This window comes from Pseudomonas putida (assembly GCF_050989985.1).
Lineage (GTDB): Bacteria > Pseudomonadota > Gammaproteobacteria > Pseudomonadales > Pseudomonadaceae > Aquipseudomonas > Aquipseudomonas putida_AI.
The window spans coordinates 5695182-5710775 of sequence record NZ_CP158815.1 but is presented as its reverse complement, the minus strand read 5'-3'; the positions used below and the strand labels follow the sequence as shown (position 1 = coordinate 5710775).

Genomic DNA, 15594 nt, shown 5'->3' with positions numbered 1-15594 from the left:
GTGAGCAAGTCTCTGCAAGCCATTCGTGGCATGAACGACATCCTGCCCGAACAGACTCCCCTGTGGCGTCATTTCGAAGGCACCGTTTCGCGTCTGCTGGATAACTACGGTTACAAGCAGATCCGCATGCCGATCGTCGAGTTCACCGAGCTGTTCAAGCGCTCCATCGGTGAAGTGACCGACATCGTCGAAAAAGAGATGTACACCTTCGACGATCGCAACGGCGACTCCCTGACCCTGCGCCCTGAAGGCACCGCTGCCTGCGTGCGTGCCGTGCTCGAACACGGCATCACCGGTGGTGGCCAGGTGCAGAAGCTCTGGTACATCGGCCCGATGTTCCGCCACGAGCGTCCGCAGAAAGGCCGTTATCGCCAGTTCCACCAGATCGGTGTCGAAGTGTTTAACCTCGACGGTCCGGACATCGATGCCGAACTGATCGTGCTGACCTGGCGCCTCTGGGGCGAGCTGGGCATCCGTGATGCGGTCAAGCTCGAGCTCAACAGCCTGGGCACCAGCGAGTCCCGTGGCCGTTATCGCGAAGCACTGGTCGCGTTCCTGTCGCAGCACCTGGACAAACTGGACGAAGACAGCCAGCGCCGCCTGAAGACCAACCCGCTGCGCGTACTCGACACCAAGAACGCCGAAACCCAGGCGATCCTGGTCGATGCGCCGAAGATGGCCGATTACCTCGACGAAGAGTCCCGCGTGCACTTCGAGGGTCTGAAGGCTCGTCTGGACGCTGCCGGCATTCCTTATGTCATCAACCCGAAGCTGGTTCGCGGGTTGGACTACTACAGCAAAACCGTTTTCGAATGGGTCACTGACAAACTCGGCGCCCAGGGCACCGTGTGTGCCGGTGGTCGTTACGACGGCCTGGTCGAGCAGATGGGCGGCAAGCCGACTGCCGGCGTGGGTTTCGCCATGGGCATCGAACGCCTGGTCCTGCTGCTGGAAACCCTGGAGCAGATCCCGGAAGAGATTTCCCGTCAGGTCGATGTCTATCTCTGTGCCTTCGGTGAAGCGGCCGAACTGGCCGGTCTGGCGTTGGCCGAGCGTGTGCGTGACCAGTTGCCCAACCTGCGTCTGCAAGTAAACGCCGGCGCCGGCAGCTTCAAAAGCCAGTTCAAGAAAGCCGACAAGAGCGGTGCGCTGTATGCACTGATCCTCGGTGACGACGAGATGGCCCAGCAAGTGGTAGGTTTCAAACCCCTGCGTGGCCAGGGCGAACAACAAAGCATTGCCTGGGATGCGCTTGCTGCACACCTGGCCACCTGCGTCGTGCAGGGTTGAAGCTGTCATAAACAGCCGAATTAGCGATTAAGGAGTATTGGGGTGTCGAGTACCGAAGAGGAACAGCTGGCGGATTTGAAGGAATGGTGGTCACGCAACGGCAAGCCCCTGGTTACTGGCGGCCTGTTGGCGCTGGTCATCGTATTCGGCTGGCAGGCGTTCCAGAAGTATCAGAGCAACCAGTCGCAAGGCGCCTCGATGCTCTATCAGCAATTGCTGGAAACCACACTGACGCCTGACGGCAAGCCGGATGCGGCCCGCGTCTCGGATCTGGCGGGCAAGCTCAACAGTGAGTTCGCCGGCAGCGCCTATGCGCAGTACGGCAGCCTGTTCGTGGCGAAAGTCGCCGTCGACAGCGGCAAGCTGGATGACGCAGCCAGCGAGCTGAAAGCCATAACTGCCAAGCCGGCCAACGCAGCACTGGGCGAAATCGCCCGTCAGCGCCTGGCTCAGGTGCTGGCTGCGCAGAACAAGGTCGATGAAGCCTTGAAACTGCTGGAAGGCGATGCCGACAAGGCATTCCTGGCTACTCGCGAAGAACTCAAGGGCGACCTGCTGGTTCAGTTGGGTCGTACCGATGAAGCGCACGCGGCCTATCAAAAAGCCAAGGCGGCACTGTCGGATGAAGCGGCGGTCGGTGGCCTACAAATCAAGCTGGACGACCTGGCCAAAGGGGATGCGTGACGTGATCCGTTGGAAACATGCAGCATTGCTGGCTCTGGCCATTCTGGCCGCGGGTTGCAGCAGCAACAGCAAGAAAGAACTGCCGCCGGCCGAACTGACCGATTTCAAGGAAGAAGTGGTTCTGAAGAAGCAGTGGAGTCGTTCGATCGGTGACGGTCAGGGCGAAACCTACAACATGCTGGTTCCGGCGATCGATGGCGACACCATCTACGCTGCCGACGTGACCGGTGTGGTGATGGCGCTGGATCGCAGCAGCGGCGACGTCAAGTGGAAAAAAGATCTCGAACTGCCTGTTTCCGGTGCCGTCGGCGTCGGTTACGGCCTGCTGACGATCGGTACGATCAAGGGTGAAATCGTTGCCCTGGATGCCATCAACGGCGAAGAGAAATGGCGCGCTCGCGTGTCCAGCGAAGTCCTCGCGCCACCGGCCAACAACGGTGACGTGGTGGTGGTTCAAACCCAGGACGATCGTCTGATCGGCCTGGATGCTGCCACCGGCAACCAGCGCTGGCTGTATGACAACACGCCTGCCGTACTGACCCTGCGTGGTACCAGTGCGCCGATCGTCACCAACCGCCTGGCGGTGGCTGGCTTTTCGACCGGTAAAGTGGTCGCGCTCAACATTTCCAACGGCGTGCCGGTGTGGGAACAGCGTGTAGCCATCCCGCAAGGTCGTTCGGAGCTGGAGCGTGTTGTCGATATCGATGGCGGCTTGCTGTTGTCCGGCGAGACGATCTATGTCGCAAGCTATCAGGGTCGCGTTGCGGCGCTCGATCTGCAAAGCGGCCGTCAGCTGTGGCAGCGTGATGCCTCCAGCTACGCCGGTGTCGCCCAGGGTTTCGGCAGCGTTTACGTGAGCCTGGCTTCGGGCACCGTTGAAGGCGTCGATGAGCGTTCCACCACTGCCCTGTGGAGCAACGACTCGCTGGCCCGCCGTCAACTGTCGGCACCGGAAGTGTTCTCCAGCTACGTTGCAGTGGGTGACCTGGAAGGTTACCTGCACCTGCTGAGTCAGGTGGACGGTCGTTTCGTCGGCCGTGAACGCATCGACAGCGACGGCCTGCGTGCCCGTCCGCTGGTGGTGGGTGACACGATTTATGTGTATGGCAACAGCGGCAAACTGGAAGCCCTGACCATTAAGTAAAGGTTTGACTATGCTTGGGGTTAATCCCCCAGGCTGCTTCACTTGTAGGAGCGAGCTTGCTCGCGATGGACGTCAACGAATACGTTTGCTGTCTGAATAAACGCGGTGCTTTTGCGTTTTTCACGAGCAAGCTCGCTCCTACAGTGATTGCCCCGAGCACCAGCCGCTGCCACGCAGCGGCTTTTGTATTTTCTGAAATAACGAAGTGGAGAGCCGCATGGTTCCCGTAATCGCCCTGGTGGGTCGACCGAACGTCGGCAAGTCCACCTTGTTCAACCGCCTGACCAGGACTCGTGACGCCATCGTCGGCGACTTGTCCGGTCTGACCCGTGATCGCCAGTACGGTGAGGCCAAGTGGCAAGGGCGTTCCTACATTCTGATCGACACCGGCGGTATCTCCGGTGACGAGCATGGTATGGACGAAAAAATGGCCGAGCAGTCGCTGCTGGCCATTGAAGAAGCAGATGTCGTTCTGTTCCTGGTAGATGCCAAGGCCGGTTTCACCGCCGCCGACCAGATGATCGCCGAGCACTTGCGCAAGCGTAACAAGCGTTCCCACGTGGTCGCGAACAAGGTCGACAACATCGATCCTGAAATGGCCCGTGCCGAATTCTCCCCGCTGGGTATGGGCGATGCGATCCCGATCGCCGGCGCCCACGGTCGTGGTATCACCCAGTTGCTGGAAATCGCCCTGAGCGACTTCCCGAAAGACGACGATGAGCCGGAAGAGGGCGAGGAAGAGGAAGTTGCCGAAGGCGAAGAAGCCAAGCGCATTCCTGGCCCAAGCGAAAAAGACGGGATCAAGATCGCCATCATCGGCCGTCCGAACGTCGGCAAGTCGACCCTGGTCAACCGCATGCTCGGTGAAGAGCGAGTCATCGTTTATGACCAGCCCGGCACCACTCGCGACAGTATCTACATCCCCTTCGAGCGTAACGAAGAGAAGTACACGCTGATCGACACCGCCGGTGTGCGCAAGCGCGGCAAGATCCACGAAGAAGTCGAAAAGTTCTCCGTGGTCAAAACCCTGCAAGCGATCAAAGACGCCAACGTGGTGATCTTCGTGATGGACGCCCGCGAAGGCGTGGTGGACCACGACCTCAACCTGCTGGGCTTTGCCCTCGAGGCCGGTCGTGCACTGGTCATCGCGCTCAACAAGTGGGACGGCATGACCCCGGGCGAGCGTGACTATGTGAAGATCGAGCTGGAACGCCGGCTGTTCTTCGTCGACTTTGCCGACATCCACTTCATTTCGGCCTTGCATGGCACGGGCGTGGGCAACCTCTACGCTTCGGTGCAGAACTCGTTCAAGTCGGCGGTTACCCGCTGGCCGACCAGCCGTCTGACCCAGATCCTCGAAGACGCGGTCAGCGAGCACCAGCCGCCTATGGTCAACGGTCGCCGGATCAAGCTGCGTTATGCCCACCTGGGGGGCGCGAACCCGCCGATCATCGTGATTCACGGTAACCAGATCGAGAAGGTGCCGAAGTCCTACGTCCGTTACCTGGAAAACACTTACCGTCGTGTCCTGAAGCTGGTCGGTACGCCGATCCGCATCGAGTTCAAGGGCGGCGAGAACCCGTACGAAGGCAACAAGAACACGCTGACCGACCGCCAGGTCAACAAGAAGCGTCGCTTGATGTCGCACCACAAGAAAGCCGAGAAGAAGCGCCGCGACAAGCGCTGATCCACGACTTTAGCGGCTCCTGTGGGAGCGAGCTTGCTGGCGATGGCAACGCTGCGGTGCATCAGATGTACCGCGTTATCGTTCATCGCGGGCAAGCCACGCTCCCACAGGATCCGGGTTGAACAAAGGGCGCTTTATGCGCCCTTTTTCATGCCTGCCGTTTGGGCTATCCTCGGGCTCTCCCGCGCCGCGTCAGAGCCGGGTGTAGAGCAGGGAATCACCGATGATCACCAGTAAGTTGCCGAATGTCGGCATCACCATCTTCACTCAGATGTCTCAGCTCGCGGCTTCGAGCGGGGCGATCAATCTGTCCCAGGGTTTCCCTGATTTCGATGCCCCGCAGGCGCTGTGCGATGCCGTCGGCAAGCACATTGCCAATGGCCACAACCAGTACTCACCGATGACCGGCCTGCCATTGCTGCGTCAACAAGTGGCGGCGAAGATCGCCCGCAGCTACGGCGTAGCTGTCGATGCCGACAACGAAGTGACCATCACCCCCGGCGCCACGCAAGCGATCTTCTGCGCGATCCAGGCCGTTATCCACAACGGCGACGAAGTGATCGTGTTCGATCCGTCCTACGACAGTTACGAGCCGTCTGTTGAGCTGGCCGGCGGTCGTTGCGTGCATGTGCAACTGGGGCTGAGTGATTTCTCCATCGACTTCCAGAAGCTGGCCGAGGCCATCACACCGCGCACGCGGATGATTGTGCTGAACACCCCGCACAACCCGAGCGGGGCACTGATCAGCCGCGCCGAGCTGGATCAGCTGGCGGACCTGATTCGTGATCGCGATATTTATCTGGTCAGCGATGAGGTCTACGAACATCTGGTATTCGACGGTGTACCTCATGTCAGTGTGTTGAATCATGAGGAGCTGTATCAGCGCGCCTTCGTGGTCAGCTCGTTCGGCAAGACCTACCACGTCACAGGCTGGAAAACCGGCTACGTGGTCGCGCCACCGGCCCTGACGGCGGAGCTGCGTAAGGTGCACCAGTACGTGAGCTTCTGCGGCGTGACACCGCTGCAATACGCTCTGGCCGACTTCATGGCCGAGCATCCGGAGCACGTGAAAGAGTTGCCCGCGTTCTATCAGGCCAAGCGCGACCTGTTCTGCGATCTGCTGGTGCCGTCGCGCTTCAGTTTCACCCGTGTCGCCGGCACCTACTTCCAGTTGGTCGATTACTCGCAGATCCGTCCGGACCTCAATGACGTCGAAATGGCGCTGTGGATGACCCGTGAGCACGGCGTGGCGAGCATTCCGATTTCGGTGTTCTACCAGACGCCGCCGGCCGGCCAGCGCCTTGTACGGCTGTGTTTCGCCAAACGCGAGGAGACCCTGCGTGAAGCAGCGGAAAAACTATGCGTGATTTGAGTGCCTTGCCGAAATTGACCGTCGCGCTGGTGCAAACGACCCTGGTGTGGCACGACCGTCAAGCCAACCTGGCGCATTTCGAGCCGTTGCTGGAACAGGCTCGGGGGGCTGACCTGATCATCCTGCCGGAGATGTTCACCACCGGTTTCTCGATGGAATCCGAGGCGCTGGCCGAGGCGGAAAACGGCCCCACCAGCAAATGGCTGCGGGTTCAGGCGGCGAAGCTGGATGCAGTGATCACCGGTAGCGTCATCGTGCAGGCCGCCGATGGCAGTCATCGCAACCGCCTGCTGTGGGCGCGGCCGGATGGCGAGGTCTTGCACTACGACAAACGCCATCTGTTCCGCATGGCCGGTGAGCACAATCACTACACCCCCGGCGAGCGTCAGGTGCAGTTCGAACTCAAGGGCTGGCGGGTGCGGCCATTGATTTGCTACGACCTGCGCTTCCCGGTGTGGAGCCGTGATGCCCAGGACACGGACCTTCTGCTGTACACCGCCAACTGGCCGGGGGCGCGTCGCCAGCACTGGAATCGTCTGTTGCCGGCGCGGGCCATTGAAAACCTGTGTTATGTGGCGGCAGTGAACCGCGTCGGGACTGACGGGAAAGGTTTTGCCTATACCGGCGACAGTCAGGTGCTGGATTTCCAGGGTGAGACGCTGCTCAGCGCCGGAGACGCGGACGGGGTGTTCAAGGTGGAACTGGATGCGGCGGAACTGGCGGCTTATCGCACAAGGTTTCCGGCGAATCTGGATGCGGATACTTTCGAGTTCACCTGATATCTCTACTGTCTGAACTGGCCTCTTCGCGGGCAAGCCCGCTCCCAAAGTGATCGCTGTGTACTCAAATTTTGTGTCCACCAGAAAACCTGTGGGAGCGGGCTTGCCCGCGAAGAGGGCGGCACAGGCAGCCCAAAAGGGCGGACAAGCAAAAAGGCCCCGAGGTTTACACCCCGGGGCCTTTTGTATTGCAGCGAAGGTTACGCCGCTTTCGCTTCCGGCTGGCTCAGGGAGCGGTTCAGTGCACTGAACAGCGCCTTGAAGCTGGCGGTAGTGATGTTTTCATCGATGCCAACGCCGTGCACTGCACGTTCGCCGTTCACACGCAGTTCAATGTAGGCCGCAGCCTTGGCATTGGTGCCCGCGCCGATGGCGTGTTCGTTGTAGTCCATGATTTCCACCGGTACCGGCAGGCCGGCAACGAGCGCTTCCAGGGCGCCATTGCCCTTGCCGCGCCAGTGCAGGTTGGTTTCACCCTGGCCTTGGCTGGCGACTTCCACTTCGACGGCGCTGTGGCCGTTTTCTTCCTGCAGACGGTGGCTGACCAGCGCGTAAGGGGCGTTGGCTTGCAGGTACTCGCTGTGCAGCAGGGCGTGGATCTGCTGGGCGGTCATTTCCAGGCCCAGGCGATCGGTTTCACGCTGCACGACCTGGCTGAACTCGATCTGCATGCGACGCGGCAGGCTGATACCGTATTCCTGCTCCAGCAGGTAGGCGATACCGCCTTTGCCCGACTGGCTGTTGACGCGGATGACTGCCTCGTAGCTGCGACCGATGTCGGCCGGGTCGATCGGCAGATACGGCACTTCCCACAGGGCGTCCGGTTTCTGCTGGGCAAAGCCCTTGCGGATCGCATCCTGGTGGGAGCCGGAGAACGCGGTGTGGACCAGGTCGCCGACGTACGGATGACGTGGGTGTACCTGGATCTGGTTGCATTCTTCGACGACCTTGCGCACGCCGTCGATGTCGGAGAAGTCCAGCTGAGGGTCGAGGCCCTGGGTGTACATGTTCAGTGCCACGGTCACCAGGTCGACGTTACCGGTACGCTCGCCGTTGCCGAACAGGCAGCCTTCGACGCGGTCGGCGCCGGCCATCAGTCCCAGTTCGGTGGCGGCCACGCCGGTGCCACGGTCGTTGTGGGTGTGCAGGCTGATGATCACGCTGTCACGACGATTGATGTGACGGCCGAACCATTCGATCTGGTCGGCATAGATGTTCGGGGTCGCGCATTCGACGGTGGCCGGCAGGTTGAGGATGATCTTGCGCTCGGGCGTCGGGTTCCAGACTTCGATCACCGCGTCGCAGACTTCCTTGGCGAACTCCAGTTCGGTGGCGCTGAAGGTTTCCGGGGAGTACTGGAAGGTCCACTCGGTTTCCGGCTGCTGGGCGGCATATTTGACGAACAGCTTGGCCGCGTTCACGGCGATTTCCTTGACGCCTTCCAGGTCCTGGTTGAAGACAATGCGGCGGAAAGAAGGAGAAGTGGCGTTGTACAGGTGAACGATGGCTTTTTTCGCGCCACGCAGGGATTCGAAAGTACGCGCGATCAAATCTTCACGTGCCTGGGTCAATACCTGGATGGTGGTGTCGTCCGGGATATGACCGTCTTCGATCAGGGTGCGAACGAAGTCGAAATCGGTCTGCGAGGCGGACGGGAAGGAGGCTTCGATTTCTTTCACGCCGACCTGCACCAGGGTTTTCCAGAAGCGCAGCTTCTTGGCAGAGTCCATCGGTTCGATCAGCGACTGGTTGCCATCACGCAGGTCGGAGCTGCACCAGATCGGGGCGGCGGTGATGGTTTTCGACGGCCAGGTGCGATCCGGAAGATTGATGGTCGGGAACGCGCGGTATTTCGAAGACGGGTCTTTGAGCATGCTCATCGGGAAATCCTTATTGTGTGGGCCGAAAAAAGGCGGCCTGCCGGTGGATCGAATGTTCTGGATAAAGCGTAGGACGAGGTGCCGCGATTCAGCCCGGCAGTCGTGCGCTGACAAGGCACAGGCTGCGATGCTGACGGAGCTGGATGAGGGTGTGAGAGGTTTTCATGTCTTCAACCCTAACCTTGAGGGGGGAGGATGGCAAGCAGTCAAAAAAAAATGAGAGGAATACTCGCTGTGATCTGTTTATCGAGATTTTATTGCTCTAAACAAGTCTGATCTTCAGGTTGCTTGCGCGCGGATTGGACGATGCGCAATCGGTGGTTTGAGCGCCGCCTGCCTTGCAGCCGGGGCTATTCTTCTTGAAAGCCTCGATTGGCAAGCGGGAGACGGCAATGAACGAATCCGATTGGAAACAGTATTGCGTGTTGCGCCCGGTGGCTCACGAGCGAATGTGTACCCGGATCCTGGCGGAGGTCGAAAAGATCGTGCTGGACCAGAGTATTGCGCCTTACGAACGGATCGAAGCCAGCGAGGAGTTGCTCAAAAGCGGGCAAAAAGAGCTGTATTGGGCGTTTGGCGTGTTCAGGTTTTCACGCCATGAAGCGCGCTCGCATCTGCTCGGGCTTTGTGCGCGGGAGTTGATTACGGCTGAAGAGTTGACGTGGTTTTCAGCGGAGACGCAGGAGTGGGTCAGGCATTGTCTGGCGGATCGGGAAGTCCACGGGATTGAGGATCTGGAGGCGGAATAGGCGGTGTCAGTGATGCCGCCTTCGCGAGCAAGCCCGCTCCCACATTGGTTTTGTGAACGCCACAGATCAAATGTGGGAGCGGGCTTGCCCGCGAAGAGGCCAACAGCCTCGCCGAAAAACTAAGGCTGAAACGCCCCGATGAAAATCGCCGGATCCACCCGCGCATCGTTAAGGCTCACGTTCCAGTGCATATGCGGCCCGGTCGCCCGGCCCGTCGCCCCGACCTTGCCGACCACGGCACCGCGGGCCAGTTGCTGGCCGACGTTCACATCGATTTTCGACATATGGCAGAACATGCTGATGAAGCCTTGGCCGTGGTCGACAAAAACCGTATTGCCGTTGAAGAAGTAATTGCCGATCAGGATCACCTTGCCCGCTGCCGGGGTCTTGATCGGTGTACCGGCGGGAACGGCAAAATCCAGGCCCGAGTGGGGATTGCGCTCTTCACCGTTGAAGAAACGGCGCACACCGAACTTGCTCGACAGTGGCCCGTTGACGGGCTTGTCCAGCAGCAGATTGCTCGGCGTATTCGGGCTGAACGTGCGGTAAGCAGCGATCTGCTCGGCCAGTTCTCGCTCGATGCGCTTGAGGTTGTCCGGGTCGGGATTGACCTGTTGGGTGTTTTTCAGGGTGATGCGCTGTTCCGGGTATTTCTTGTTGCCGACGGTAAAGCTGAGGTTTCGGCCGCCGCTGCTGATGGACTGTGCACCCGGCTTGACCGTCAATGGCACGCCGACAATGGCCAGCCAGTTGTTCTGCTCCTTGACCACCAGCACCGGCTTGCCCTGGTAGCTGGTTTTCGGTGCCTGCGCCGCAGCGCCCAGATCCACCACGGCTACGCCACCCGGCACCGGTTTGTTCAACAGGCGCGTAATGTAGCTGTCGGCGTGGGCGTTTAGCGTCAGGCACAGCAATAGAAGCGAAGCTAGAAAGCGCGGCATGGATTAATCCAGTAGAGAAAGGGTGACGGGTGTCAGGTGATTGTCTTCGACCCGCACTTGCAGTTCGCCTTCACCCAGCTTGGCCTTCAGGCGCTGGCCGGTATGGGTTTGCCCGGCGTTGCGAATCGCGTTGCCACGCTCGTCCAGCAGAATGCTGTAACCACGACCGAGCGTCGCCAGCGGGCTGACCACATGCAGCGTCTGCATCTGGCTTTGCAGTTGCAGGCGCCGGCTTTTCAGGCCCTCGCGCATGGCCCGGGGCAGGCGTTCGGCAAGGCTGTCCAGGCGTTGACGCAGCATCGCCAGTTGCCGGCCCGGGTGCTGTCCCGTCAGGCGGGTTTCCAGGCGGATCAAGCGTTCGCGACGGGTATTGAGGTTGCGCTCGAAGGCCCGGCGCAGGCGCATGTCCAGATCGTCCAGGCGTTGCGCTTGCTGGCGCAGGCGTTCGCCGGGATGCCGCAGCCGGCGGGAGATGCCCTCCAGACGCAGCCGATCACGCATCAGGCGGTCGCGCATGCGCATCACCAGCCGACGGTGGAGGCTTTCGACCCTGCGCACCAGATCGCTGGAGTCCGGGGCCAGCAGTTCGGCGGCAGCAGAAGGCGTGGGAGCGCGAACGTCGGCGACGAAGTCGCTGATCGACACATCGGTTTCATGGCCGACAGCGCTGACGATTGGCGTCACGCAGGCGTCCACGGCGCGGGCCACGGCTTCTTCGTTGAAACACCAGAGATCTTCCAGCGAACCACCACCCCGGGCCAGGATCAGCGCGTCGAAGCCACGGGCGTCCGCCAGTTTCAGTGCACGGACAATCTGTGCCGTGGCTTCGCGGCCCTGTACCGCAGTGGGGATCAGCGTCAATTGCACCTGAGGCGCACGGCGCCGGAACACACTGATGATGTCGCGGATCACCGCGCCGGTTGGCGAACTGATGATGCCGATGCGTTGCGGATGCGCTGGCAGTGGCACTTTGCGTTCTGCACTGAACAGGCCTTCGGCGTTGAGCTTTTCCTTCAAGGCATCGAAGGCCAGGCGCAGGGCGCCATCGCCGGCTGGCTCCACGGTGTCGAGGATCAGCTGATAATCGCCGCGTCCCTCGAACAGTGAGACTTTGCCCCGCACCTTGACCGCCAGGCCGTCTTTCAGCGCCTGGCGCACCCGTGCGGCGTTCTGCCGGAACAGTGCGCAACGCACTTGGGCACCGCTGTCCTTGAGGGTGAAATACACGTGGCCGGACGCCGGGCGGGCGAGGTTGGAGATTTCGCCTTCGACCCAGATATTGCTGAACACGTCTTCGAGCAACACCCGCGCGCGGCCGTTGAGTTGGCTGACGGTCAGGACTTCGCGGTCCAGGCCGAGTCTTGCAAAGGGATCTTTAATCATGGGGCGCATGATAAAGGCATTCGATGATCAATCTCCATGAGCCCGCGCAAATCCCTTGTGGGAGCGAGCCTGCTCGCGAAAGCGTAGTGTCAGTCGCTGCTGCGTTGAATTTTAATCGGTATTCGCGAGCAGGCTCGCTCCCACAGGGGTAAAGTCGTCGACGGTACTCAGGGAAGAGGGGGAGTGAGTGTGCTTGAGTTGTTGAGCCAATGGCCTTTCGGCACCGTGGATTGGCTGGTGATCGGGCTAGGCATCGCCCTGGCCTACATCGTGTTCGGTATCGCTGGTTTCGGCACCGCGCTGGTGGCCGGGCCGATTCTGATTCTGTTCATGCCCTTGTCGAAAATCGTGCCGTTGCTTGTGCTGCTGGATTTCGTGGCGGCGTTCGGCAATCTGCTTCCTTCGCGCCGGGATGTGGCCAGGCCCGAGCTGCTACGGCTGCTGCCGTGCATGGCGGTTGGCTGCACTCTGGGGGTGATTTTTCTGCTGAATCTGAAATCTGACCTTTTGCTGCTGTTGATGGGGCTGTTTATCAGCGCCTATGCGATTTACAGCCTGTGGATAAAAGCCCGTCCGGCGCAGTTGTCGGCTGTTTGGGCGGTGCCAATGGGCACGGTGGGCGGGATGTTCGGCGCCTTGTTTGGCAGTGGCGGCTTTTTGTACGCGATTTATCTGAACAGTCGACTGCCCAAGGACGAAGCCCGGGCGACCCAAAGCGCGCTGATCAGTTGCAGCACGGTGGTGCGCTTGAGTCTGTTCGCTGTTGCGGGGGTGTATGCCGATTTGCCTTTGCTGGTGCTGGCGGCGTGCTTGCTGCCGGCCATGGCGTTGGGGCTGTGGGGCGGCCGGCGTTTGACCAGGCGCTTGTCGCGCGAAGCTTTTGTGCGGCTGGTGACGTGGTTGGTGCTGGCGAGCGGGGTTGCGTTGATCGGTCGTTATTTGAGCATTTGAGCGAGATCGGCTGTTCTGTAGGAGCGAGCTTGCTCGCGAAGAAACCAGGAGCGCCACTGGGCATCTGGTTTTACGCGTTATCGTTCAGGTTATTCGCGAGCAAGCCCGCTCCTACAAGTCAAAGCTCAATCGTTGTACTGACTCAACAACCGTTCAAGCCGCGCACTCAGGCGGCGCTTGATCTCGGTTTCGATGTGCGGTGCGAAGTCGTCGATCACGTCTTGCATGATCAGCTGCGCAGCGGCGCGCAGTTCGGTGTCGAGGTACAGCTGCGCATCGGCGTTTTTGTTGGCGCTCGGTGCCGGTTCGGCAGCGGGCTTGGGCGGGGCGGGTGCGACGGTCGGTGCGGGTTCGCTGACGGCGTCGAACAGCATCGGAATCTGTTCCTGGTCGCCCGCTTCGACCGTGTCGGTCAGCAGCGGCGGTTGCAGGTTGTCATCGCCGAGCAATTGGCGGATCGACTCGAGGTCGTCCAGCAGGTGCGCGGACTTTTGCAGCGGTTTTGGAGTGTCCATCGGAATGCTCAGAGTCGCTGTAAACGGTGATCTTGCAGAGGATAGCCCTGTTCGCGGTAGAAACGGAAACTCTCCCGCGCGGCCTGGCGGATCACCGGATCTTCGACCACCACTTCCGCCACACGGGCAAAGCGTTGGGCAAAGGCCGGGACCTTGAGGTCGAGGTTGACCAGCAAATCCTCATGTTGACCGCAGTCATCGCCCAGCCCCAACACGATCAAACTGTCCGGTTCGCTTTCGGCTGGGCCGTGGGGCACGAAGCTTTCGCCCTTGAATGCCCACAGGCGTGCATCGAGATCATCGCGCTGGGCGGCGTCGCTGCAGTGCAGGTAGACACGATGGCCCATGCGCCAGGCCTTTTCCGTGAGCTTGCAGGCAAAATCCAGGCGTGCCGAAGGATCGGCGCTGGGCAGGATATAGAAGTCGACTTTGGTCATTGCGGTTCCTGAGCCAAGGGCGGCGGTGCCCGAAGGCAACGCCGCCCAAGGTCATCGGTTTCAGGCTTTGGCGCGGTCCAGCAGGTATTGGGTCAGCAGGGGAACCGGACGGCCAGTGGCGCCCTTGTCCTTGCCGCCGCTGGTCCAGGCCGTGCCGGCGATGTCCAGGTGCGCCCAGTTCAGGTTCTTGGTGAAACGCGACAGGAAGCAGGCCGCGGTGATGGTGCCGGCTTTCGGACCGCCGATGTTGGCGATGTCGGCGAACGGACTGTCCAGTTGCTCCTGGTATTCATCGAACAGCGGCAGTTGCCAGGCGCGGTCGTCGGCGGCCTTGCCGGCGCTCAGCAGTTGGCCGATCAGTTCGTCGTTGTTGCCCAGAAGGCCCGAAGTGTGGGAACCCAGTGCAACCACGCAGGCGCCGGTCAGGGTGGCGATGTCGATCACTGCCTGTGGCTTGAAGCGCTCGGAGTAGGTGAGGGCGTCGCACAGCACCAGACGGCCTTCGGCGTCGGTGTTGAGGATTTCCACGGTCTGGCCGCTCATGGTGGTGACGATGTCGCCCGGACGCGAAGCGGTGCCGCTCGGCATGTTCTCGGCGCAGGCCAGGATGCACACCAGGTTGATCGGCAGCTTCAGTTCGAGCACGGCACGCAGGGTGCCGAACACGCTGGCGGCGCCGCCCATGTCGTATTTCATTTCATCCATGCCGGCACCCGGCTTGAGGCTGATGCCGCCGGTGTCGAAGGTGATGCCCTTGCCGACCAGTGCGTACGGCTTCTCGGATTTCTTGCCGCCGTTGTATTGCATGACGATCAGGCGCGGCGGCTGGGCGCTGCCCTGGCCAACGGCGTAGAACGAGCCCATGCCCAGTGCCTTGATCTTCTTCTCGTCGAGGACTTCGACTTTCAGATCCTTGAATTCCTTCCCGAGGTTTTTCGCCTGCTCGCCGAGGAAGGTCGGGTGGCAGATGTTCGGCGGCAGGTTGCCCAGGTTGCGGGTGAAGGCCATGCCGTTTGCAATCGCGGTGGCGTGAGTCACGGCGCGCTGCACTTCAGCCTGAGCGGCCTTGATGGTCAGCAGGGTGATTTTCTTCAGGGCGCGTGGTTCGGCCTTCTGGCTCTTGAACTGGTCGAATTGGTATTCGCCGTCCACCAGGGTTTCGGCCAGCAGGCGGGTCTTGCCGTAGCTGTCGCGACCCTTGACCACGATTTCGTCCAGGGCCAGTACCGCATCGCTGCCACCCAGGCCTTTGAGGGTATTGAGCACGCCGGCGACGATCTTGCGGAACGGGCGGTCGCCCAATTCTTCATCCTTGCCTACACCCACCAGCAAGACGCGGTCGGCCTTCAGGTTTGGCAGGCTGTGCAGCAGCAGGCTCTGGCCGACTTTGCCGGACAGGTCGCCGCGCTTGAGAACAGCGCTGATCGCGCCGCCGCTGAGTTCGTCGAGTTGTGTGGCTGTGGCGCCGAGCTTGCGGCCTTCGCTGACGGCGACCACCAGCGTGGCGGTCTTCAACGTTTGCGCATTAACACTTTTTACAACCAGTTCCATGTCCGGATCCCTGAATTGATGGTCAACTCGCAAGCGCTCGCTACTGGGTGTGCGTCGCTTGCTTATAAATAGATAGGCGCCAGCAATGGCCGACGGCGAAGGCCGCAGTTTGAACCTCGCCAATGGCGCCTGACAACCCTCGTCAATACGATTGTGGGGGCGGGCTTGCCTGTGAAGAACCCGAGGCTGTCACGGGGTTTGCGGCTTGCCGCGTTATTGTCGGCGACGCGC

General features: G+C 60.9%; 14 protein-coding genes. 8 read left to right on the top strand and 6 right to left on the bottom strand.

What is annotated here, in order from left to right; genetic code table 11:
* The 6 genes from hisS (at nucleotide 1) to ABTV29_RS26090 (ending at nucleotide 6956) form a co-directional block, all read left to right on the top strand.
* Nucleotides 1-1290: a histidine--tRNA ligase gene (gene hisS, locus ABTV29_RS26115; protein ID WP_433767460.1), complete on the top strand. Its 1290-nt coding sequence runs from the start codon at nucleotides 1-3 to the stop codon at nucleotides 1288-1290.
* A gap of 42 nt (nucleotides 1291-1332) precedes the next feature.
* Complete coding sequence (locus tag ABTV29_RS26110; RefSeq protein WP_433767459.1) at nucleotides 1333-1974, top strand: tetratricopeptide repeat protein; 642 nt, start codon at nucleotides 1333-1335, stop codon at nucleotides 1972-1974.
* A complete protein-coding gene (gene bamB / locus ABTV29_RS26105) occupies nucleotides 1967-3118 on the top strand; it encodes an outer membrane protein assembly factor BamB (RefSeq protein ID WP_433767458.1) in 1152 nt (383 codons plus the stop codon). The genes ABTV29_RS26110 and bamB overlap by 8 nt, the downstream gene beginning before the upstream one ends.
* 217 nt (nucleotides 3119-3335) lie before the next feature.
* Complete coding sequence (gene der / locus ABTV29_RS26100) at nucleotides 3336-4805, top strand: ribosome biogenesis GTPase Der (RefSeq protein ID WP_433767457.1); 1470 nt, start codon at nucleotides 3336-3338, stop codon at nucleotides 4803-4805.
* 223 nt (nucleotides 4806-5028) lie between these two features.
* Entirely contained in the window at nucleotides 5029-6177 is a 1149-nt protein-coding gene (locus ABTV29_RS26095) for a pyridoxal phosphate-dependent aminotransferase (protein WP_433767456.1), read from the top strand.
* Nucleotides 6165-6956 carry an amidohydrolase gene (locus tag ABTV29_RS26090; protein WP_433767455.1) on the top strand — a complete coding sequence of 264 codons (792 nt, stop codon included), beginning with the start codon at nucleotides 6165-6167 and terminating at the stop codon, nucleotides 6954-6956. Before ABTV29_RS26095 ends, ABTV29_RS26090 begins: the two co-directional genes overlap by 13 nt.
* Before the next feature lie 200 nt (nucleotides 6957-7156).
* On the opposite strand, the gene leuA is transcribed toward ABTV29_RS26090, so the two are convergent.
* Nucleotides 7157-8836, bottom strand: coding sequence for a 2-isopropylmalate synthase (leuA, locus tag ABTV29_RS26085; protein ID WP_433767454.1), 1680 nt, complete (start codon nucleotides 8834-8836; stop codon nucleotides 7157-7159).
* Nucleotides 8837-9228: 392 nt separating this feature from the next.
* Between leuA and ABTV29_RS26080 the strand changes: the two genes are divergently transcribed.
* On the top strand, nucleotides 9229-9585 hold the full coding sequence (locus ABTV29_RS26080; RefSeq protein ID WP_433767453.1) for a hypothetical protein: 357 nt from the start codon (nucleotides 9229-9231) through the stop codon (nucleotides 9583-9585).
* 119 nt (nucleotides 9586-9704) lie between these two features.
* On the opposite strand, the gene ABTV29_RS26075 is transcribed toward ABTV29_RS26080, so the two are convergent.
* On the bottom strand, nucleotides 9705-10526 hold the full coding sequence (locus ABTV29_RS26075) for a peptidoglycan DD-metalloendopeptidase family protein (RefSeq protein ID WP_433767452.1): 822 nt from the start codon (nucleotides 10524-10526) through the stop codon (nucleotides 9705-9707).
* Between the two features lie 3 nt (nucleotides 10527-10529).
* On the bottom strand, nucleotides 10530-11909 hold the full coding sequence (xseA, locus tag ABTV29_RS26070; protein WP_433772027.1) for an exodeoxyribonuclease VII large subunit: 1380 nt from the start codon (nucleotides 11907-11909) through the stop codon (nucleotides 10530-10532).
* 183 nt (nucleotides 11910-12092) lie between these two features.
* Between xseA and ABTV29_RS26065 the strand changes: the two genes are divergently transcribed.
* A complete protein-coding gene (locus tag ABTV29_RS26065) occupies nucleotides 12093-12860 on the top strand; it encodes a sulfite exporter TauE/SafE family protein (protein ID WP_433767451.1) in 768 nt (255 codons plus the stop codon).
* 125 nt (nucleotides 12861-12985) lie between these two features.
* Here ABTV29_RS26065 and ABTV29_RS26060 read toward each other — a convergent pair whose 3' ends face one another.
* From ABTV29_RS26060 to ABTV29_RS26050, 3 genes are read right to left on the bottom strand one after another with little or no spacing between them, the layout of a single operon-like run.
* Nucleotides 12986-13375, bottom strand: coding sequence for a DNA polymerase III subunit chi (locus ABTV29_RS26060; protein ID WP_433767450.1), 390 nt, complete (start codon nucleotides 13373-13375; stop codon nucleotides 12986-12988).
* Between the two features lie 8 nt (nucleotides 13376-13383).
* Entirely contained in the window at nucleotides 13384-13812 is a 429-nt protein-coding gene (locus ABTV29_RS26055; RefSeq protein ID WP_433767449.1) for a DNA polymerase III subunit chi, read from the bottom strand.
* Between the two features lie 60 nt (nucleotides 13813-13872).
* A complete protein-coding gene (locus ABTV29_RS26050; protein ID WP_433767448.1) occupies nucleotides 13873-15363 on the bottom strand; it encodes a leucyl aminopeptidase in 1491 nt (496 codons plus the stop codon).
* Between the last annotated feature and the right edge of the window lie 231 nt (nucleotides 15364-15594).